This is a genomic window from Kitasatospora sp. NPDC088346, from assembly GCF_044740765.1.
Taxonomy (GTDB): Bacteria; Actinomycetota; Actinomycetes; order Streptomycetales; family Streptomycetaceae; genus Kitasatospora.
The window spans coordinates 70,411-90,326 of record NZ_JBIURH010000017.1 but is presented as its reverse complement, the minus strand read 5'-3'; the positions used below and the strand labels follow the sequence as shown (position 1 = coordinate 90,326).

The 19,916-nt window shown below is 72.2% G+C and carries 12 protein-coding genes and 1 pseudogene; 3 read left to right on the top strand and 10 right to left on the bottom strand.

All coding sequences use genetic code 11. From position 1 onward, the window contains the following. Positions 1-64 precede the first annotated feature (64 nt). Positions 65-1,519 carry a DUF4192 family protein gene (locus ACIOFR_RS22400; protein ID WP_400999918.1) on the bottom strand — a complete coding sequence of 485 codons (1,455 nt, stop codon included), beginning with the start codon at positions 1,517-1,519 and terminating at the stop codon, positions 65-67. 325 nt (positions 1,520-1,844) lie between these two features. On the opposite strand from ACIOFR_RS22400, the gene ACIOFR_RS22395 reads away from it, so the two are divergent. Both ACIOFR_RS22395 and ACIOFR_RS22390 read left to right on the top strand, forming a co-directional pair. Then, on the top strand, positions 1,845-4,043 hold the full coding sequence (locus ACIOFR_RS22395; RefSeq protein WP_400999916.1) for a DEAD/DEAH box helicase: 2,199 nt from the start codon (positions 1,845-1,847) through the stop codon (positions 4,041-4,043). 409 nt (positions 4,044-4,452) lie between these two features. Beyond that, positions 4,453-4,902, top strand: a pseudogene (locus ACIOFR_RS22390) (hypothetical protein); the annotation flags it as partial. Between the two features lie 345 nt (positions 4,903-5,247). Here ACIOFR_RS22390 and ACIOFR_RS22385 read toward each other — a convergent pair. From ACIOFR_RS22385 to ACIOFR_RS22375, 3 genes are all read right to left on the bottom strand, one after another. Next, positions 5,248-5,637 (bottom strand): hypothetical protein, encoded by a 390-nt coding sequence (locus ACIOFR_RS22385; protein ID WP_400999914.1) that lies wholly within the window; start codon positions 5,635-5,637, stop codon positions 5,248-5,250. A 339-nt stretch (positions 5,638-5,976) separates the two neighbouring features. Further along, positions 5,977-6,669 carry a ribonuclease HII gene (locus ACIOFR_RS22380; RefSeq protein WP_400999912.1) on the bottom strand — a complete coding sequence of 231 codons (693 nt, stop codon included), beginning with the start codon at positions 6,667-6,669 and terminating at the stop codon, positions 5,977-5,979. 96 nt (positions 6,670-6,765) lie between these two features. Beyond that, the gene (locus ACIOFR_RS22375; RefSeq protein ID WP_400999910.1) at positions 6,766-7,557 is read right to left on the bottom strand and encodes a TetR/AcrR family transcriptional regulator; all 792 of its coding nucleotides are present in this window, start codon (positions 7,555-7,557) and stop codon (positions 6,766-6,768) included. Positions 7,558-7,730: 173 nt separating this feature from the next. On the opposite strand from ACIOFR_RS22375, the gene ACIOFR_RS22370 reads away from it, so the two are divergent. Further along, the gene (locus tag ACIOFR_RS22370; protein WP_400999908.1) at positions 7,731-9,272 is read left to right on the top strand and encodes an MFS transporter; all 1,542 of its coding nucleotides are present in this window, start codon (positions 7,731-7,733) and stop codon (positions 9,270-9,272) included. Positions 9,273-9,509: 237 nt separating this feature from the next. On the opposite strand, the gene ACIOFR_RS22365 is transcribed toward ACIOFR_RS22370, so the two are convergent. The 6 genes from ACIOFR_RS22365 to ACIOFR_RS22340 form a co-directional block, all read right to left on the bottom strand. After that, positions 9,510-10,955, bottom strand: coding sequence for a DUF4153 domain-containing protein (locus tag ACIOFR_RS22365; protein ID WP_400999906.1), 1,446 nt, complete (start codon positions 10,953-10,955; stop codon positions 9,510-9,512). Between the two features lie 607 nt (positions 10,956-11,562). After that, entirely contained in the window at positions 11,563-14,631 is a 3,069-nt protein-coding gene (locus ACIOFR_RS22360; RefSeq protein WP_400999904.1) for an Ig-like domain-containing protein, read from the bottom strand. A 163-nt stretch (positions 14,632-14,794) separates the two neighbouring features. Continuing rightward, complete coding sequence (locus ACIOFR_RS22355; RefSeq protein ID WP_400999902.1) at positions 14,795-15,748, bottom strand: carbohydrate ABC transporter permease; 954 nt, start codon at positions 15,746-15,748, stop codon at positions 14,795-14,797. Then, a complete protein-coding gene (locus tag ACIOFR_RS22350; protein WP_400999900.1) occupies positions 15,745-16,761 on the bottom strand; it encodes a carbohydrate ABC transporter permease in 1,017 nt (338 codons plus the stop codon). Before ACIOFR_RS22350 ends, ACIOFR_RS22355 begins: the two co-directional genes overlap by 4 nt. Before the next feature lie 213 nt (positions 16,762-16,974). Then, a complete protein-coding gene (locus ACIOFR_RS22345; RefSeq protein ID WP_400999898.1) occupies positions 16,975-18,342 on the bottom strand; it encodes an ABC transporter substrate-binding protein in 1,368 nt (455 codons plus the stop codon). Positions 18,343-18,635: 293 nt separating this feature from the next. Further along, entirely contained in the window at positions 18,636-19,838 is a 1,203-nt protein-coding gene (locus ACIOFR_RS22340; RefSeq protein ID WP_400999896.1) for a cytochrome P450, read from the bottom strand. Between the last annotated feature and the right edge of the window lie 78 nt (positions 19,839-19,916).

The following is a 19,916-nucleotide window of genomic DNA, read 5'->3' as shown; positions in this document are numbered from 1 at the left end:
CACCGCGCGACGCCGGAGGGGATGCCCTCGCACAGCCCGGTGCCGGACCGGCCGCCGGGGCATCTCAACCACCCACCGTGTGGTCCCGGTGGCGGCGCTGCACCGGCAGGCGCAGCCGGCGCCGGGAGGGGCGTCCGCGTGGGCGCTCGGCGGCCGGCGCGGGTGGCCCTCCCTCCGTGGGCTCCGGGCCCGGACCGTCGGCGGCCTGCTCCGGGGCCGGGGTGGGCCCACCGGGGCCGGCAGCACCGCTCGTACCCGGCGCACCCGACGTGCCCGGCTCGGTGTCGGCACCGTCGTCGAGGCCCGCGCCACGGAGATCGGCGCCGCGGGGCCGGGCCGGTCGAGGACGTTCGGAGCCGGTGTCCGGAGCGGCCGCCGGTCGGGGCCGGGACGGTGGGGTGGCCCGCCCGGCCCGTTCCCGGCGGACGCTCTCCAGGAGGAGGTCGGGCAGCAGGCCGCCGTTGATCGACTCGTGGAGCAGTTGGGCCAGGGTGTAGCCCGGATCGATGTCGAGGGCCCGCGCGAGCACGATCCGGGCGGTCGCGGTGTCCCCGGCGAGCCAGGCCGTCCACGCCAGCAGGGTCATCGGTGGCGGGGCAAGGTGTTCGAACGGGGGCACGCAGCGCTGCGCGAGATAGCGCCAGAGCCGCTGCGCGGCGACCAGCTCGTCCGGCTCGCTGTACTCGGCGGCGCGATCGCGCCCGAGCTTGTCCTGCAAACCGATCAGCAGTCGGGCCGTCCGGTCGGCGTCGATCGCGCCGGCCCCGGCACGGAACTCGGTGACTGCGCCGGCGAGCATCCGGGCCGTCCGGTCGACCGCCGCGGCCCGGCCGCCGGGCCCGGCCAGCTCGCGGATGAAGGGCGCCCCCGCCTGCTCGAGCGCCTCCCGCACCGTCCGGGCCTCGGGCGGTCCGACCGGGGAGAGGCCCGCCACGATCGTCTTCCGACTCCCGCGCGGCGCGAGCCCGGCGAAGGTGGCCGCCGCGGCCAGCGGGCCGGGACCCTCCGCCGACCGGATCGGGGTACCGCCCGGGTCGCAGCAGTCGGCACCGGTGCACAGGAAGGACCACCAGCTGCCGCCGGAGACGCACAGCGACTCCTTGACCCCGACGCCGTCTCGACCGAAGGCCTCGGACAGCGCGGCTGAGAGCGGTCCGAGGTCGACCAGGACACGCCGGGCCGGGCCGGCGCCCGGGGCAGGATCCCTGCAGAGGTAGATCAGTACCTGGGCCGGCCGCTCGTAGCGCTGCTCGGAGAGCTCGACCAGGAGCCGTGCGGCATCTCCGGCGACCCTCGGCCAGACGGCCGGGTCGTCGGGGATGTCCACCCGGATGACCCCTCCCTGCTGCAGGTCCGGACCCTGCAGCCCGACGACGACGATGCTGTCGTCGGGGAAGAAGCCGAGCAGGTACGGAAGCATCTCGGCCATGTCGGCCGGCCCGCGCATCCTGACCGGCAGTTGCCCGGGGTGCGGACCGGGCCCGATGCCGGTCAGCGGGCCGGGGACGGGGATGGGCACCGGTTCGGGCCCGGGGCCGGGCAGCGGGCCGGGCAGAGGACCGGGCAGAGGACCGGGCAGGGGACCGGGAATCGCTTCACCGCGTTCGTCGTTCATGACGCGAAGCCTGCCGCAGCAGCGCCCGGCCGGCGGAAATCCCTGATTTCCTGTGGATAAATCGGGGGGTCCAGCATTTTGTCCCTCGTTCGGGGGACCAACACCCTGTTCTGCACACTATTCTGTCGATCCATCAGATGCCTCGGCGGCAGACCGCCCTGGGTGGCCGCACCCACATCCCGCCCGTCGTCATTCGTGATTGTCCGCCGCACGCTGTATTGATTGAGGCATGGACCAGCCGACTCCGAACCACCCCACCGACACCCCCGACCGCGCTGCCGTCCGGCTGCGGGCCGAGACGGTGCTGCGCGAGCTGGCCGGCCCCTCCGCGGTCCTGCGGGAGGACCAGTGGTCGGCCATCGAGGCCCTGGTCGTCGACGGGCGGCGCGCGCTGGTCGTGCAGCGCACCGGTTGGGGCAAGTCGGCCGTCTACTTCATCGCCACCGCGCTGCTCCGCGCCCGCGGCTCCGGCCCGACGGTGATCGTCTCCCCGCTGCTGGCCCTGATGCGGAACCAGGTGGACTCCGCCGCCCGCGCCGGGATCCACGCCCGCACCATCAACTCCGCCAACCCCGAGGAGTGGGACGGCATCCAGGCCGAGGTGGCCGCGGGTGCCGTCGACGTTCTGCTGGTCAGCCCGGAGCGCCTCAACAACCCGGACTTCCGCGACCAGGTGCTCCCGAAACTCGCCGCCTCCACCGGCCTCCTGGTGGTCGACGAGGCCCACTGCATCTCCGACTGGGGCCACGACTTCCGCCCGGACTACCGCCGGCTGCGCACGATGCTGGCCGAGCTGCCGCCCGGCGTGCCCGTCCTGGCCACCACCGCCACCGCCAACGCCCGGGTCACCACCGACGTCGCCGAGCAACTCGGCACCGGCGGCACCGACGAGCGTGCCCTGGTCCTCCGCGGCCCACTGGACCGGGAGAGCCTGAGCCTCGCCGTGCTGGCCCTGCCCGACCCGGCCCACCGGCTGGCCTGGCTCGCCGAGCACCTGGCCGAGCTCCCCGGGTCAGGCATCATCTACACCCTCACGGTGGCCGCCGCCGAGGAGATCACCGCGTTCCTGGGCGAGCGTGGCTACCCCGTGGCCTCCTACTCCGGACGGACGGAGGACGCCGACCGCCGCAGCGCGGAGGCAGACCTGCTCGCCAACCGGGTGAAGGCCCTGGTCGCCACCTCTGCCCTCGGGATGGGCTTCGACAAGCCGGACCTCGGCTTCGTCGTGCACCTGGGCTCGCCCGGCTCCCCCATCGCGTACTACCAGCAGGTGGGCCGGGCCGGCCGCGGCGTCGACCGGGCCGAGGTCCTACTGCTGCCGGGCCGGGAGGACGAGGCGATCTGGCGGTACTTCGCCTCGCTCGGTTTCCCGCCCGAGGAGCAGGTGCGACGGACGCTGGACGCGCTCGCCGAGGCCGGCCGGCCGCTGTCCACCGCCGCGCTGGAGCCCCGGGTCGACCTCCGGCGGGCCCGTCTGGAGACCATGCTGAAGGTGCTGGACGTGGACGGCGCGGTGCGCCGGGTCCGGGGCGGGTGGACGTCGACCGGCGAGCCCTGGGCCTACGACGCCGCCCGCTACGCCAAGGTCGCCGAGTCCCGGGAGGCCGAGCAGCGCGCGATGCGCGAGTACGCAACGACGGCAGGGTGCCGGATGGAGTTCCTCCGTCGCCAGCTGGACGACCCGGACGCGGTCCCGTGCGGCCGCTGCGACAACTGCGCCGGACCGCGCCACGGCGCCGGAGTGTCCGAGGAGTCGCTCGCCGCGGCCCGCGCGGCACTGGGCCGTCCCGGCGTCTCGTTCGAGCCTCGGCGGCAGTGGCCGACGGGCATGGAAGCCATCGGGGTCTCACTCAAGGGCCGGATCCCGGCCGGCGAGCAGGCCGAGACCGGCCGGGCCCTGGGGCGGCTCTCCGACATCGGCTGGGGCAACCGGCTGCGGGCACTGCTCGCCGACCAGGCTCCGGACGCCCCGGTGCCCGCCGAGGTGCTGGACGCCATGGTCAGTGTCCTGGCCGACTGGGCGCGCGGCCCGGGCGGCTGGGCCGGTCCGCCCGCGGCCGACGGCACCCGGCCCGCCCGGCCGGTGGGTGTGGTCACCATGGCCTCGGCCACCAGGCCCACCCTGATCGGCAGCCTCGGCGAGCGGCTGGCCTCGGTCGGACGGCTGCCGTTGCTCGGCCGGATCGAGTACGCAACCGGGGAGCCGCCGCACGGGCCGCGCAGCAACAGCGCGCAACGGCTGCACTCCCTGTCGGGCACCCTGGTGGCGCCGCCCGCACTGCGCGCCGCGCTCGCCGAGGCTCCCGGGCCGGTGCTGCTGGTGGACGACCTGGTGGACTCCGGCTGGACGGTCACGGTGGCGGCCAGGCTGCTGCGGCAGGCCGGGGCCGGAGCGGTCCTGCCGCTCGTCCTGGCCGTCCAGGGCTGAGCGGCTGAGCGGCTGAGCGGCTGAGCCAGCCAAGCGGGCGGGCGGCCGCCGGCCCAGCGGGCCCCGGTGCGCGATCGGGTGGCCCCCTCGACGGGCGCTCCGGCGGCGCCCGGACGGACGGTGGGTCGCCCCGGCGGGCAGGCGCGGACCGAAACGGTCCGCAATCCTTCGAATGGCGCCACCCTCGGCGTGGAATATATCCGGCAGAACCCCGACTTTCGGGCGGCATCTGTCATTTCATCGTTGCCGCTCGACCCGCTCTGACAGGAGAATTGGACGGTATCCACAGCCCGGTCCGCGGACCAGGCCTTCGGCGTACGCCCGCACCAGCGCGCCTGCGGGCCCGGGAAGGAGGATCGTGATCAACGGTATCGACCGAGGTCAGACCCCCTGTGATGGCGCGCGGACGATCGATCTGGCGGCCTGGACCGGGTCCGACGTCCCCCTGCTGAGAGCACCGCGCGACTTCGTCACCGAGTTGCACGGCCGACACCTCCCCCAGCCGGGCACCAACGTGCTGGCGGTACTGGACCCGCTGCACCGGGTGGTCGCCTCGGCCTCGTTCGCCGGCAGACCGCACAGCACAGACGGGTGGCACCACCGCAACGCGATCCTGGCCCAGCTCCGCCGTGTCACCTCGCACGACCTGCGGCTCACCGTGCCGACCCGCACTGCGGTGCTGCTGCGCTGCCGCGAGGGCGGGCCGGACTGGACGGAGCAGGACGGCGCCTGGATGTGGGCACTGCGGGACGCTGCGGCCCTGCACGGACTGCGCTGCGGGGCCTATCTGACCCTGACGCCGGCCGGCTGGCACTCCCTCGGCGACGGACGCAGCGGGCGCACCCCGCACTCGGGGTCCTGGGCGGACGGCCCGGTCCACACCGTCAGGGAACTGCCGGAGCGGTTCGCTCCGGGGGCGGAGACCACAGCGGGGCCGGCGCCTGCCGGACTGACGGCGGAGGAAGCAGGAGCGGTCGGTCGGCTGGCCCGGGTGAGCCGGCTCGCGCAGGCCAGGGAGCCGCACGGCCGCGACCTGGGGCAGCTGACCCCGGCACCGCCGGTCTCCCCGGGTGACGCCGGGGTCAGGCGCGCCGCGGCCCGTTGACGACGGGCCCGCGGAGCGCGGTCGGCGGAGCGCCGCTCGATGCGGCGCCCCGGCTGCCGGGACGCCGTCAGGGGTCCCGGCAGCCGAGCGGTCGAGCCGTCAGGCGGAAACGCGGCCGCCGCGCCCCAGCACCGGGGCGACCGCCGCGGCGTCGCCGCAGACCACCAGCAGCCCGGCGGCATGGCCGAGCGCCTTCCGGGCGGCCTGCTGCACCCGGCCGGGCCGGGTGTCGTTGACGACCAGGACGACGACCTCGCGTCGCATCTTCCGGGAGGCGTGGGCGTCCGCGTAGAAGACGTCGCCGCCCTCGGCCAGCTGGGCCCAGTACGCGGCCTCGCCGAACGAGAGCTCGTGGCGCTGCCAGGGGTGGGCCTCGCCCGCGGTCAGGACCAGGATGTCGCCGGGGCTCCGCCCTGCCTCCAGCAACCTGTCGACGGCCTCGTCGGCGCGTTCGAGGGCCCGCCGCGGGTCGGCGGCGACCATCTCCACGACGGGTGCCGCCGGTGCGGCGGTGGGCGGCTCGGCAGAACCGGGCCCGGGGATCAGGGCGCTCCGGGCCGGCGGTCCGGGCCTCGGCGGGGTCGGGCGCGGCGGCGGTCCGGGCCGGGCCGCGGCAGGTGCGGAGGAGGCGGAAGCCTCCGGCTTGCGGGGGGAGGGAACGCCGGGGCCCGGGACACTCTCGTGAGTCCCCGGCTCCTCGGGAAAGACTGGCATACCCGGATATCTATCAAACGGCGGTCGGACGCGCACAGGCGCCCCATGGTTTGGACACCGCGCACCGACAGTCCACATCCGCCCGATTCTGACGATTCATCGGCAAATCGGGCGTCAGAACCCGAGTGAGAGCTGCTCGCCCTGCGGCTCGTCCTGCTCGTCCAGCCGGACGCGCTTGAGGTGCCGCCAGCGGGGCAACGCGTCGAGGTACGCCCAGGAGAGCCGATGGTGCCCGGTCGGCCCGTACTCCTCCAGGGCTGCCCGGTGGACCGGCGAGGGGTACCCCGCGTTGTCCCCGAAGGCGTACGCGGGGAGGTCGGCGCCCAGTTCGGCCATCAGCCCGTCCCGCTGGACCTTCGCCAGCACGGAGGCGGCCGAGACGCAGACGCAGGACTGGTCGCCCTTGATCACCGTCCGGACCCGCCACGGGCCACCGAGGTAGTCGTGCTTGCCGTCGAGGATGATCGCGTCCGGCTGCACCGGGAGCGCCGCCAGCGCCCGCCCGGCGGCCAGCCGGAGGGCGGCGGTCATGCCGAGTTCGTCACACTCGAGCGGCGAGGCCTGACCGATGGCATAGGCAAGGACCCAGTCCGCCAGCACCGGGGCGAGGGCGGTGCGGCGCTTCTCGGTGAGCAGCTTGGAGTCGGTGAGCCCCTCCGGGGGGCGCCGGAGCCCGGTCACCGCGGCGCCGACCGTGACCGGACCGGCCCAGGCGCCGCGCCCTACCTCGTCCAGGCCGACCACGGTGCGGGCGCCGGCCCGGCGCAGCGAGCGCTCGACCGCATGTGTCGGGGGGTCGTAGGGCATCGGTTCGGTCCGTTCGGCTGTGGTCTGGCAGGTCCCAGCCTACGGCCTGGCCCGCCGGCCGTAGGCAGTGGACCGTGCGGGGCCGGTCAGGGCCGGTCAGGGCCGAACCATCGGCAGCAGGACCTGTTCCGCCAGCTCCCGGCAGAACTCGGCGTCCAGCGGACCGTCCCAGACCTTCGCGCGGTAGAGCAGCATCGCCGGGGCGACATCGGCGACCAGGGAGGTGGCGGCGCCGCGGCGGACGTCTCCGCGCGCCTCGCCCCTGCGGAGGATGGCGAGCATGGCCTCGGTGACCGGCTCGATCACCCGGTTCAGCACGAACCCCTTGAACGGCACGACCTGTTCGTGGTCGAGCTCGGCCATCAGCACCCGGACCGCCGTACCGGCCCGGGAGTTCATCACCACGCCCAGGTAAGCCGTGAGCTGGACCAACTCGTCCCGCACCGACCCGAGGTCGGGGATGTCCGTGGGGGGTGGGAGAGTTGAGCCCAGGGCGTCCACGACCAGATCGGCCTTGGAGGCCCAACGGCGGTACAGCGCGGCCTTCCCGGTGTGCGCCGCGCCCGCCACGCCCTCCATCGTCATCCGCGCGAACCCACCGGAGGTGAGCTGATCGAGCGCCGCGTCGAAGATCGCCACTTCCAGCGCCCGGCCGCGCCTGCGCACGGCGACCGGGGCCGCTACGCCCTGGCCGGCCCCTCCTGGAGCGCGCCCGGCCGGAGCGCCCTCATCTGCGGTCGACGCGGCCCTGAGGGCGGCCACCGCGAGCTCGACCGCGTCGGCGCCCGAAGGCTCGCCCTTCCCGCCGGTCGACACCCGGGAACCCTCCCGGTGCGCGGCCGGGGCCTCGGGCGTGACGGGCTCGGGCCGGCGATCCGTCTGATTCATCGTCACCAATCCTAGAGAACGCTTGCGTTCACAATAGTCGACCGGCTATCGTCGCGCTAGTGAACGAATCCGTTCACTGGAGCAGTGTCGGGGCTGCCCGCGTGCGCGGTCGGCCGCCGGCCGACTCCGCATCGAGCACTCGTCGAACAACCGTAGCCAGCAGGGGGAATGCCATGGCTGTATCGGAAACGCTCAGCAAGTCCGCTCCAACGGGAGCCGGCGGAGGCCGGAACAAGGGCATCACCCTCACGGTCATCGCCGCCACGCAGTTGATGGTCGTCCTCGACGCCACCATCGTGAACATCGCGCTCCCGCACATCAAGACCGCCCTCGGCTTCTCGGACACCAGCCTGTCGTGGGTGATCAATGCGTACACCCTCGCCTTCGGCGGCCTGCTGCTGCTCGGAGGCCGCATCGGCGACATCCTCGGCCGGCGCCGGGTCTTCGTCGTCGGAGTCCTGCTGTTCGGGCTGGCCTCACTGATCGGCGGCATCGCACAGGACGCCGGCATGCTGCTGGCAGCACGGGGGCTGCAGGGCATCGGCGGCGCGATCTGCTCGCCCACCGCGTTCGCGCTGATCGCCACCAACTTCCAGGAGGGGCCGGAACGCAACCGCGCCTTCGGGGTCTTCTCCGCGGTCGCGGGTTCCGGCGCAGCGATCGGCCTGCTGGCCGGCGGCGCGCTCACCGAGTACCTCGACTGGCGCTGGGTGTTCTTCGTGAACGTGCCGATCGCCGTTCTGATCGCCGTCGCGGCACCGCGCTTCATCAACGAGTCGGAGCGCCAGGAGGGCCGCTTCGACGTGCCGGGCGCGCTGGCGTCGACGCTGGGTCTGGTCGGCCTGGTCTACGGCTTCATCCGGGCCGCCTCCGACGGCTGGAGCGACGGCATCGCGCTGTCCTCCTTCGCGATCGGCGCGCTGCTGATCGTGGCCTTCGTGGTGATCGAGCGGCGGACGACCCAGCCGATCACCCCGCTCCACCTGTTCCGGAACCGGAACCGCACGGGTGGCCTGATCATGATGCTCTGCCTGGCCGCCGCTATGTTCGGCATCTTCTTCTACATCACCATCTTCGCCCAGACGGTGATCGGCTACAGCCCGCTCAAGGCCGGTGTGGCCTTCCTCCCGATCAGCGTGGCCATCATCGTGGCGGCCCAGCTGGCCTCGGCCTTCCAGGCCAAGTACGGCCCGAAGGTCTTCATGGCCGGCGGCGCGGTGCTGGTGGCCCTCGGCCTCACCTGGCTGACGCAGCTGAAGGCCGACAGCAGCTACCTCTCCGGGGTGCTCGGCCCGACGGTCGTCTTCGGCTTCGGCATGGGCCTGATCTTCGTGCCGGTGATGCTGCTCTCGGTGGCCGGGGTCCCGGACCACGAGGCTGGCGCCGCATCAGGCCTGCTCAACTCGACGCAGCAGATCGGCGGCGCCCTCGGCCTCTCCATCCTCACCACCGTGTTCAGCACCGCGGCCAAGGACGAGGTCAAGGCTCAGCTCCCCGACTTCCAGGCCCATGCCACCCCCGAGCAACTCGCCTCGTTCAAGGGTGAGTTCCCGATCGGAAGCCCCTGGTACAGCCAGGTGCTGGCACACGGCATCGGCCAAGCCTTCATCGTCGGCGCAGCACTCGCCGTGGTGGCGCTGCTCGCCGCGGTCTTCGTGGTGAAGGCGAAGGCCAGTGACCTTCCGGCCGAAGGCCCGGCGGGTATGGCCATCTGACGACGGATCGAGTGCGGGCGCAAGCCCGGCATCCGGCCCGGGTGGTGGACGTGCCCCCCGGCACGCCCACCACCCACCACCCCACCGCCCGTCACCAACCACCCGGGCTCACGGCCCCAGCTCGCCACTCGGGCACACCACCCGGGCTCACCCCAGCTCGCCACTCGGGCACACCACTCGGGCTCTGGCACCGTCACCAGCGCGTGGCGCGCCCTTCAAACGGACGACCGGAGGCTGCTACCACCCGTAGCGCTCCACCTGGACACCCACCCGGCGGCACGCCGCACCACGGTCCTGCTCCACCGGCCGGTCCCGCAGGATGTCCCGGGCACGGGCCTCGGAGAGACTGGTCGCATACCAGGGCACCTCGTCCGAGAGGTCCTCCGCGATCTGCTGCAGGGCACAGGTGCGCCGGTCGCCCGAGAGGCGGTCAAGAGCGGGAACGGCGTCGGCCGAAAGGCTTCGCAGGTAGTCGATGTCCACCTTGCCGGTCCGCCCGGACATGGTCACGTTCTGCTCGGCGATCCACGCGTCCGGCGAGCTCAATCCGAGAACGGCGGTACCGACAACGGCGCTGAGCACCACGGCCCGCGGCAGCCAGCGCTGCGAGCCGAGCACCACCGCAACGATGATCAGCGCGAAGACCACTCCAAGCCAGAGCTCCACCGCGGCGACCGAGATCCTCAGCCGGGTAAGGCCGAAGGCATCCACATAGATCTGCATGCGGTAGATCGCCGAGGCCACGACCGCCAGCGTGAGCGCGCACAGGACGCTCAGCAGGACCCGGACCATCAGCCGGTCCCCCGCCGTCTCCCGCGGGGCCCAGCGCTTCGCGAGGGCCACCACCACCAGGGTCAGCACGATGACCCACAGAAGCTGCCAGAACCCTTCCCGCGCGAACTGCGACGGGATCACCCCGGGCTTGGTCCTGATCGCGTGGTCGCTACCGATCACTGCCGCCACCTGCGCCGACACGAACACCGCGAACAGCAGACTGAGGACGGTCATCGGCAGCGCCCACTCCACCCGACTGCGCTGCTTGCCGGGCGCGACCGGGAACCGGTCCCACCGCCGGGGCGCCGCCGCGGTGTGCGCCGCTCCGAGGGACACCAGCAGACCGACCAGGAAGAGCAGCGCCCTCAGGGGCAGGTCCTCGGTGTCCAGACTGGGCGTCAGCCCCTCCAGCAGATCGGCCACCGTCTCGTCGGCGCCGGCGAAGAGCGAGCCGAACACCACCAACAGACCCGCCGAGACGCCGACCGCCTTCAGGATCTGCACCGCCTGCCCCCGGCCGGGGAGGTTGGCGCCTCGCAGGCCGCCCGCCGCCCAGGGCACGGAGATCGTCACATGCGCCCAGAACCCCACCGGACCGAGCAGGACGCCCGACCACCGGCTACCGCCGTGCAGCGCGAGGGAGCCGATACCCGCAGCAACGATGATCGCCGGCGCCGCCGGCCAACCGGCCGCGCTGATCACGGGCACCATCAACAGGGCCAGCGCCCCGACAGTCCACACGACCGTCCACGGCCGCACCTTCCGGCCCGCCGACCGGGCCGACAGGCTCGCCGCGGCCGTCGCGGCGACGGCGCACAACAGCAGGTTGGCGCCCAGCCCCTCACCGAGCAGCACCGCCGAGAGGAGCCCGGCACCGATTCCGGCCAGCGGCACCCCGGGGCCGGGCACACCCGCCTGCCGGGGCTGGGTCAGCTTGACCCAGGCCGGCGTGGGCGGCTGCGGGAAGGGCGTCCGGTAGGGGTTGGACGGAGCCGGTCGGTACGGACTCCCCGCCGCCGGCCCGGGCTTACGCGGCGCCCCGGGCGCCCCCGGTGCGGCGGGCGCCCCTCGATCGGCAGGCGCCCCGGACGCGGCAGGCGTTCCCGGCTGCCCGGGCACCTTCGGGGAAGGTGCAGACTCCCCCGGCACAGTCGCGGGCACGGGCTCAGGCACAGGCACAGGCGCAGGCGCAGCCACAGGCGCGGGCTCAGGCGCGGGCGCCGAGGCCTCGCTGGACTCGGACTCGGACTCGGGCTCTCGCCCTGTCTCGGGCCCCCCACTGGACTCTGACGGCTCGACGGGCTTCGGCGGTTCGGACGCGCTGGAAATGGTTCCCCCTCAGGATGATCAGGCCGCGGCAACGCCCTACGCAAGGGCGCTACGCGTGCAGACGTCGCGACTCTAGGCCCGAACCGATCATTCTGAACAGGTTCAAAACCCCCGCGGGGCGGCTGTGTCGCAGAGTTGTGACACAGCCGCCCCACGGGGGTCTCATTCAGTCAGGGTCGTCGCGCCCTCAGTACTCGCCGTACAGCGAGTAGGCGAGCGAGTCCTTGACCGCCGGTCCGAAGTCCGACGGCCAGGTGCCGAAGGGCACCCCGCCGCTGCTGTAGGCGCCCTGGCCGGCCGTCCCCCCGCTGTAGTTCATGTTGTTCACGGAGGAGGTGCTGCCGTTGCTGTTGTAGACCAGCCAGTAGGTCGTGTTGGCCGCCAGCGTGACGCTCACCGGGATGCTGTTCCAGGCGTTCGGCGTGAGTGCGCCGCTCGGGGTGGAGACCACCAGGGTGCCGGGCGATCCGGCGTTGTCGGTGTAGACCGCCAGCTGGTACTGGTTGTTGGGGGCCGCGCTCACCGAGCCGACGTGGACGTTGAGCGAGATGAGCGGCACCGGGGTGGCGCCGGTCGTGACCTTGCTGCCGTTCATGTGGTTGGAGTCGGTGTCGTCGATCAGGGTGCCGACCGCCGTGTTGCCGATCGTCTTCGGCGGCGCGCCGCCCGTGGTGAAGGACAGGCTGAACGGACTCGCCAGCGCGTTGCCGGCGTTGTCCTTCACGCCCTGAACGGTGGCCGTGTAGCCGGTGGTCAGGGCCAGCGCGGCGTTCGGGGTGAGGACCGCGCCGTTGGTGGCGGAGTCGTAGGTGACCGTACCGGCCACCGGCGTCGCGCCCGAGGTGGTCTTCAGCGTCACCGTCGAGTTGCCGACCGTCGCCGGGTTCAGCGGCTCGCTGAAGTTGAACCGGACCGCCGAGGAGGGCGCCACACCGGTCGCGCCCGCCGCCGGAGCGGTCCCGGTGACGGTCGGCGCCGTGGTGTCCTGCCCGTACGTCGCGCTGTACGAACCGACGGTCCCGTCGAAGAAGGCGTAGGACACGCCCTTGACGGTCTCGATCCGGTAGGTGAGGGCCTGCCCCTGCCGGGTGATCCCGGTCAGCGTGCCCGCCGCCGAGGTCACCGGCACCATCGCGCGCAGCCCGTTGGTGCCGCCGGTGATGTCGAAGGTGAGCTTGTTGCTGCTCCAGGCCATCTTGCTGAAGGCCGAACCGTTGCGCCCGTCCAGCCAGTTCAGCATCTGGCGCCCGGAGACCACCGGTGCGCCCTTGGCCTTGGCCGCCGCGATGATCGCGTCGGAGGCGGTGGAGGCGGCGTAGTCGGTGTGGATGTTGGCGGTCAGCGCCGCGTAGTAGCCCTTGCTGCCGTAGGCCGCGTCCAGCAGCGTGTTGACCGTCGACGGGTAGGACTGGCCGGACTCGTCGGTGAGCTGGGTGGTGGCCTGGTACTCGTCGATGACGCTGCCGTCGGTGTCGGCGAACTTCATGATCTGGGCGGTGCCGTTGAAGTAGCCGGCCCGATCCTTGGTGAAGGAGGCGGGGTAGAAGTAGTAGTCCTCGTCCAGCCGGATCCCGTTGGCGAGCTTGGTCTTGGCCTGGGTCGCCCAGTCGTCCCACTCCACACAGTGGGTGCGGCTGCTCGACGGCATCGGCAGGGTGGAGTACTTGGCCTTCCAGGCGTTCAGCTGGGTGGCGTAGAGGGACTGCAGGTTGGCGGCGGTCCCCCAGGGCTTGCAGTCGGTGGTGACGTGCACGCCGACCTCGAAGCCCTCGTCTGTGTAGGCCTGGGCCTGCGCCGGGGTCATCGGGTCGTCGGTGTAGATGTACGAGGAGCCGCGGACGCACTCCCAGTTGGCCACGTTGCAGCCGGGCGGGCTCTGCGCGATGTAGCCGTCCCAGCGGCCGACGGTGCCGCCGATGCCGTGGTCGTCGCCGCTCATCACCACGACGGCCTTGACGTCGCGCGGGAAGTACCAGAACCGGGGCAGCGGCTTCTTGGCCGCGTCCATGGTGGTGATCAGGTTGGCGAGCAGCCGCTGCTGCTCGTCGGCGATCGGGATCAGGGCCTTGTCGAGGTTGTTCCAGTCCGGCTGGCCGCCGGTGCCGTAGAACATCTCGCTGGCCTCGTAGCCGTCCGTGGAGTCGCGCTGCTGGCCGGCCCAGGCGATGTTGCCCTGGCGGGTCTGGACCACGGACTTGGCCAGGTCGAAGGTGAACGCGGCGGCCCGGCCGGTGCCGACGGTGCGCAGCGTGACGGCGGGGTTGGCGGTCGCGGTGTTGGCGTCGCTGTAGAGCGTCGCCACGGCGGTCGCGCCGTTCAGGGTGTAGCGGTCGGCGGCGCCGTGGAAACCCATGGTGTCGGCGGTGAGGCCGGTGCCGGGCGCCGCCGAGGTGTCGATCTTCAGGTAGGTGTCGGCGAGGGTGTCGGGCGTCGCGGTGAGGCCGAGCAGCGGCGCGAGCTGCTTGTCCGGGCGCATCGCGATCAGCCGGCCGCCGCCGGTGGTCCAGGTGCTGAACATGGTCACCTGGGCCGGGGTCAGCGCGCTCTCGCCGAGCAGCACCACGTCGTAGGAGGCGAGGGTGGCGGCGGAGACCGACGAGAGGTCGCTGACCTTGTAGTAGTTCAGCCCCTCGGCCTTGAGGATCTCGGTGTAGTAGCGGGTGTACGGGTTGGCCGGGTTGCTGACCAGCAGGATCGGTCCCTCGGTGCCGGGGCCGGCGCCGGGCGGGGTGACGGTGCCGGCGTCCGGCGTGTACGTCGCGTACATGGAGAAGCTGACGGAGTCCGTCGCGGCGGTGCCGAAGGTGGCGGGCCAGGTGCCGAAGGCGGTGCCGCCGACGCCGTAACCGCTGGTGCCCCCGGAGGCGTACTTGAGGTTGTTGACCGCCGCGGAGCTGCCGTTGCTGTTGTAGGCGAGCCAGTACGGGGTGTTGGGGGCCAGGGTCGCGGTCAGCGCGAGGGTGTTCCAGCTGTTGGCGGTGAGGGTCCCGGCGGCGCTGCTCGCCAGCAGGGACCCCGGCTTGCCGGAGCTGTCGGCGTACACGGCCACCTGGTACTGGTTGTTGGGTGCCGGGTCGACCGCGCCGACGTGGACGCTGATGCTGCTGACCGCGCCCCCGTTCGAGCCCGTGACGTACCGTGAGGCGTTCATGTGGTTGGAGTCACCGGAGTCGACGGAGCTGCCGACCGTGGTGGTACCGAGCGTCGCCGTGCCGGCGGCGTGCGCGGGGGCGGCGACCAGAGCTGCGGCTGCCATCAGGGCCGCCACCAGGCCCGACGCACGTTTCCTGAACCTCACACAAGCCCCCAGATCGGATAACCACACCAGCGGCGGAATCGCCGCTACCGGTGTACCGGCTGGGAGCACGATGTGTCTTCGAAATCCCCACATTCCTGGGACAGGTCAACGCGAAATCCGGTCAGCCCTTGACGGATCCGGCCAAGAGCCCGCGGACGAAGTACCGCTGCAGGGCGAAGAAGACGGCCAGCGGGACGATCAGCGAGAGGAACGCTCCCGCCGTCAGCAGCTCCCAGCGGCCGCCGAAGGAGCCCGAGAGCTGTGCCAGCCGGGCGGTCATCGGGGCGACGTCCGGGGAGCCGCCGGCGAAGGTGAGCGCGACCAGCAGGTCGTTCCAGACCCACAGGAACTGGAAGATCGCGAAGGAGGCGAGGGCCGGGGTGCAGAGCGGCAGCACGATGGAGCGGAAGATCTTGAAGTGCGAGGCGCCGTCGACCACCGCGGCCTCCATCAGGTCCCGCGGCAGTTGGGAGATGAAGTTGTGCAGCAGGAAGGTCGCGAGCGGCAGCGCGAACATGGTGTGCGCCAGCCAGACCGGTGCGTAGGTCCCGCTCAGGTCCACCGCCGGGACGATGGTCATCCCGCCCAGGTGGGCACCGCCGGAGAACAGCTGGAGCAGCGGGATCAGCGCCATCTGCAGCGGCACCACCTGCAACGCGAAGATCACGAAGAAGACGGTGTCGCTGCCCCGGAACCGGACCCAGGCCAGCGCGTACGCGGCCATCGCGGCCAGCACCAGCGGGAACAGGGTGGCCGGCAAGGTGATCGCCAGCGAGTTCACCAGGTACGGCATCAGGCCGCCGCTGACGCCGAACCCGCCCTCGAACAGCACCGTGTGGTAGTTGGACAGGGTCAGATCGGGGTGGACGAACACGTCCCACCAGCCGCTCTGCGCGACGTCCCGCTTGGGCCGCAGCGAGGTGGCCAGCAGGCCGAAGGTGGGGATCGTCCAGAGCACGGTCACCACGATCACCAGCAGCGAGGCGAGCGGGCTGCTGAACGAGCGCCGGACGGCCCGGGCGCCGGTGACTCCGGTCTTCTCCCGGGCGGTCCGGGCAAGCGCGGTCTCGCTCATCGGGTCGCACGCTCCTTGCGCAGCTGGACGATGTTGTAGGCCACCAGCGGCAGCACCGCCAGGAAGAGGATCACCGCGAGCGCGCTGCCGCGGCCGTAGTTGAACTGGACGAAGGACTGCGAGTACATCTCGTTGGCGAGCACCTGGGTGCCGAAGTTGCCGCCGGTCATGGTCCGGACGATGTCGAAGGCCTTCAGCGTGGTGATCATGACGGTGGTCAGCACCACCACCAGTGTGGTGCGGATCATCGGCACGGTGACGAACCAGAACAGCCGGGCGCCGCCCGCGCCGTCGAGCCGGGCCGCCTCGGTGATCTCGTCCGGGATGGCCTTGATCGCGGCGGAGAGCACCACCATCGCGAAGCCGGTCTGCACCCAGACCATGACCGCCATGAGCAGGAAGTTGTTGAGCGGCTGCGACAGGATCCAGTTCGGCGGGTTGTCCCAGCCCAGGCTGATCGCCAGCTGGCTGAGCACGCCGACCTGCCGCTGGGACGGGTCACGGGCCTCGTAGACGAACTTCCAGATGATGCCGGCGCCGACCAGGGAGACCGCCATCGGCATGAAGATCAGCGACTTGTAGACCGCCTGGCCCTTCATCCGGTCCACCAGCAGCGCGAGCAGCAGGCCGAGGCCGGTGGCCGCCAGCGGGGCGACCACCAGCCAGAGCAGGGTGTTCAGCAGGACCTGGTGGACGGAGTCGGTGGTCAGCGCCCAGCCGTAGTTCTTCAGGCCGAGGAAGCGCGTCGAGTCGTCGTTGCGCAGGCTCAGGAAGACCGTCCGGACCAGTGGCACCACCAGGCCCACGACCAGCAGCAGCACGGCGGGTCCCAGCATCACCACGACGGCCAGCGGCCGGGAGTACCGGCCGTTCGCCCGGCCCGCCGCGAAGAAGACGACCAGCAGGATGCCGAGGAAGCCGGCGATGGCGCCGGCGCTGTTCCCCAGCTTCACTGTCGCGTCCGACCACGCCGAATCGGCCAGCTGGGCCGCGGCGAGGGGTGCCGTTGGCATACGGAGGTCCTTCCTCGGACTGCGGGCCGGAAGGCCGCGCGGGCGGGCCGGGTGCGGCCCGCGGAACAGGGGTGGTCGAGCGGATCAGGGAGTCGCCGGGCGATCGAGACGACGGCGCAGGAGGCAGGGACGGGGGGACCGGAGACGGCGAGGACCGGAGGCGGCGAGGGGGCAGCGCGGGCGGGTGGGCCCGCGCTGCCCGGTGGCGGCCGACTACTGCGGCCAGGCCGCGTCGATGTCGGCCGCCACCTTCGGGATGGCCTGTCCCTCCGCGAACCAGGCGGTGAGCGACTTCCACTCCGCGCCCGCGCCGACCGCGGCCGGCATCAGGTCGGAGCCGTCGAAGCGGAAGGTCGCCGCCGGGTCGGTGAGGGCGTCGGCGGAGAGCCGGTCGATCGGGTCGGTGTAGAGGCTCTTGTCCACGCCCTGGTTGGCCGAGACCCAGCCCTGCGACACCTTGACCCGGCTGCTCGCCCAGTCCGCGCTGGAGAGGTAGTTCTGCACCGCCTGCACCTCGGGCCGGCCGGCGAAGGCGGTCAGGAACTCGCCGCCGCCCTCGACCGGGTTGGTGACCGAGGGGTTCACAGCCGGGAGGTGGAAGGCGAAGATGTCGCCGTCCGGCCCGATGGTGGTGCCCTGCGGCCACTGCGCCCGGTAGAACGAGGCCTGCTGGAGCATCCAGCACTTGTTGGTGAGGATCGGCGCGCCGGCGTCCTGGAAGGTGGTGGTGGCGATCGACTTCACGTCACCGATGCCGCCGTTGACCCACGCCGGGTTCTGCATCCAGCCGGCCACCGTCTGCATGGCCTCGGTGATCTTCGGGTCGCTGAACTTGACCTGGTGGTTCACCCACTGGTCGTAGACCTCGCCGCCGTGCGTGCCGAGGACGACCTCCTCCAGCCAGTCGGTGGCGGGCCAGCCGGTCGCCGTGCCCGAGCCGATGCCGCCGCACCACGGCTTGCCGCCGCCGGCCTTGGCGATCCGGTCGCTGAGCGCCATCAGATCGGCCCAGGTCTTGGGCACCTCGTAGCCGGCCTGCTTGAAGGACTTCGGCGAGTACCAGACCAGGGACTTCATGTTGGCGCTCATCGGAGCGGCGTAGAAGGTGCCGTTGACCGAGCCGTAGGTCTTCCAGACCGGGTTCCACTTGTCCTCGTTGGCCACGGTCTGGGCCGGCGGCTTCACGACCTTTCCGGTCTTGACCATCTGGGCGAGCAGCCCCGGCTGCGGGACGATCGCGAAGTCCGGGGCGTTTCCGCCGGCCACGCGCACCGGCAGCTGGGACTCGAAGTCGGGAGAGCCCTCGTAGACGATCTTGATGCCCGTACAGGAACTGAACTCGGACCAGGACTTCTCCAGTGAGTCCGACTCGGGGCTGCGGATCGAGGCGAACATCGTCACCTTGGTGCCGGAGTGGCCCGCGTACGCCTGGTACTTGGCGCAGTCGCCGGTCAGCGGACCGGCGTCGGAGGCAGTGCCGCCCTTCCCGGAACCGCCCGAGCTGTTGGAGCAGGCGGCGGTAAGTACCAAGGCGAGAACGGCCGGTGCGGCCAGCAGGCGGCGGTGGCGCAACCCGGTCATCGGTCTCCCCCGGTCGCGGTCAGGGTGGTGGTCAATGAGTCCTCCTTGCCAGGGCATGGGCATGCCAGCAGTAAGACAGAACAACACTGCGCTGAACCGGAGATTGTCTACCCAGCGATCGCTGGCTTTTAGACGTTAACCCACAGGTCAATCAGCGCCAAGGTGCGCGTTCGACCTTCACCCGCCGGTGCCTCAGTCGTAACAAGGCTGTGCTGGAGGACCGGCCGCGTCCGGCCCTCCGATGCGCTACCCGCGCACCCACCCGCGCCCGCGGCCGCCTCGGACGGCCGGCCTCAGAGCCGGACCGGCAGCTCCCGCAGGCTGTTGACCACCATCGACGGGCTCGGCCGCAGGTCCCCGTCCTCGACCGCCAGCGCCAGGTCGGGGAAGCGTGCGAACAGCGCCGGCAGCGCGACCCCCGCCTCCAGCCGGGCCAGCGGCGAGCCGGGGCACACGTGCGGGCCGTGGCCGAAGGACAGGTGCCGGATCGGGTTGCGGGTGACGTCGAACACCTCCGCGGTGATCCCGTGCTGCGCCGGGTCCCGCCCGATCGCGTTGTACGAGATCAGCACCGGGTCGCCCTGCGGGATGACCTCGTCGCCCACCTTGATGTCCTCGCTGGCGAAGCGGAACAGGAAGTTGCTGGTCGGCGGCGTCCAGCGGAGCGACTCCTCCACCACGGCCGACCACCCGACCCGGCCCGACCGCACCAGGGCCAGCTGGTCCGGGTGGGTCAGCAGGGCCCGGACCGCGTTGCTGATCAGGTTGACCGTGGTCTCGTGGCCCGCCGCGATGATCACCCGCAGGGTGGCCGCGGCCTCCGCGTCGGTGAGCGCGCCGCCCTCGACGTCCGCCGCCAGCAGGGCGCTGGTCAGGTCGTCGCCGGGCGCGGCCCGGCGGGCCGCCACCAGGTCCGCGACGAAGGCGTTCAGCGCGGCAATCGTCGCCGGGACGTCCGCCGGCTTGGTGGTGGAGCTGAAGAAGCGCTCGTACAGCTCGCGGATGTAGGCGTGGTCCCGCTCGGGCACGCCCAGCAGCCAGCCGATCACCGACATCGGCAGAGGGAAGGCGAAGACCGTCTTCAGGTCCACCACCGGGCCGGCCTGCTCCAGGTCGTCCAGCAGCCGTGCGGTGATCTCCTCGATCTTGGGCCGCATCAGCTCCACCCGGCGCGGGGTGAACGCCTGCGAGACGATCGCCCGCAGCCGCCGGTGCTCGGCGCCGTCCGTGGTCACCATGGACGGGCCGGGCACCGCCAGACCGATCAGCGGCCAGGTCTTCGGCACCTCGCCGCGCTGGTACGCCGCCCAGTGCCCGGCGTCCTTCACCAGCCGCTGGTCGGTCAGCAGCTCCCGGGCCTCCGCATGCCGGGTGACCGCCCAGCCGCGCACCCCGCCGAGCAGTTCCACCGGTACCACCGGTCCGGCCGCCCGCAGCCGGGCGCCCTCCGCGACGTTGTCGCTCGCCAGCGGGTCCATCACGATCGGGGCGGTCATCCGCTCACTCTCCAGCAGTCGGCAGTCGGCAGTCTCGGGTCGGTCGGGTCCGGCCGCCGGTCGGGTCCGGTCGGTCCG

Coding starts and splice junctions, on each gene's coding strand:
- ACIOFR_RS22345 (WP_400999898.1), bottom strand. CDS start 18,342: ATGACCGGGTTGCGCCACCGCCGCCTGCTGGCCGCACCGGCCGTTCTC.
- ACIOFR_RS22350 (WP_400999900.1), bottom strand. CDS start 16,761: ATGCCAACGGCACCCCTCGCCGCGGCCCAGCTGGCCGATTCGGCGTGG.
- ACIOFR_RS22355 (WP_400999902.1), bottom strand. CDS start 15,748: ATGAGCGAGACCGCGCTTGCCCGGACCGCCCGGGAGAAGACCGGAGTC.
- ACIOFR_RS22395 (WP_400999916.1), top strand. CDS start 1,845: ATGGACCAGCCGACTCCGAACCACCCCACCGACACCCCCGACCGCGCT.
- ACIOFR_RS22340 (WP_400999896.1), bottom strand. CDS start 19,838: ATGACCGCCCCGATCGTGATGGACCCGCTGGCGAGCGACAACGTCGCG.
- ACIOFR_RS22360 (WP_400999904.1), bottom strand. CDS start 14,631: ATGGCAGCCGCAGCTCTGGTCGCCGCCCCCGCGCACGCCGCCGGCACG.
- ACIOFR_RS22375 (WP_400999910.1), bottom strand. CDS start 7,557: ATGAATCAGACGGATCGCCGGCCCGAGCCCGTCACGCCCGAGGCCCCG.
- ACIOFR_RS22370 (WP_400999908.1), top strand. CDS start 7,731: ATGGCTGTATCGGAAACGCTCAGCAAGTCCGCTCCAACGGGAGCCGGC.
- ACIOFR_RS22380 (WP_400999912.1), bottom strand. CDS start 6,669: ATGCCCTACGACCCCCCGACACATGCGGTCGAGCGCTCGCTGCGCCGG.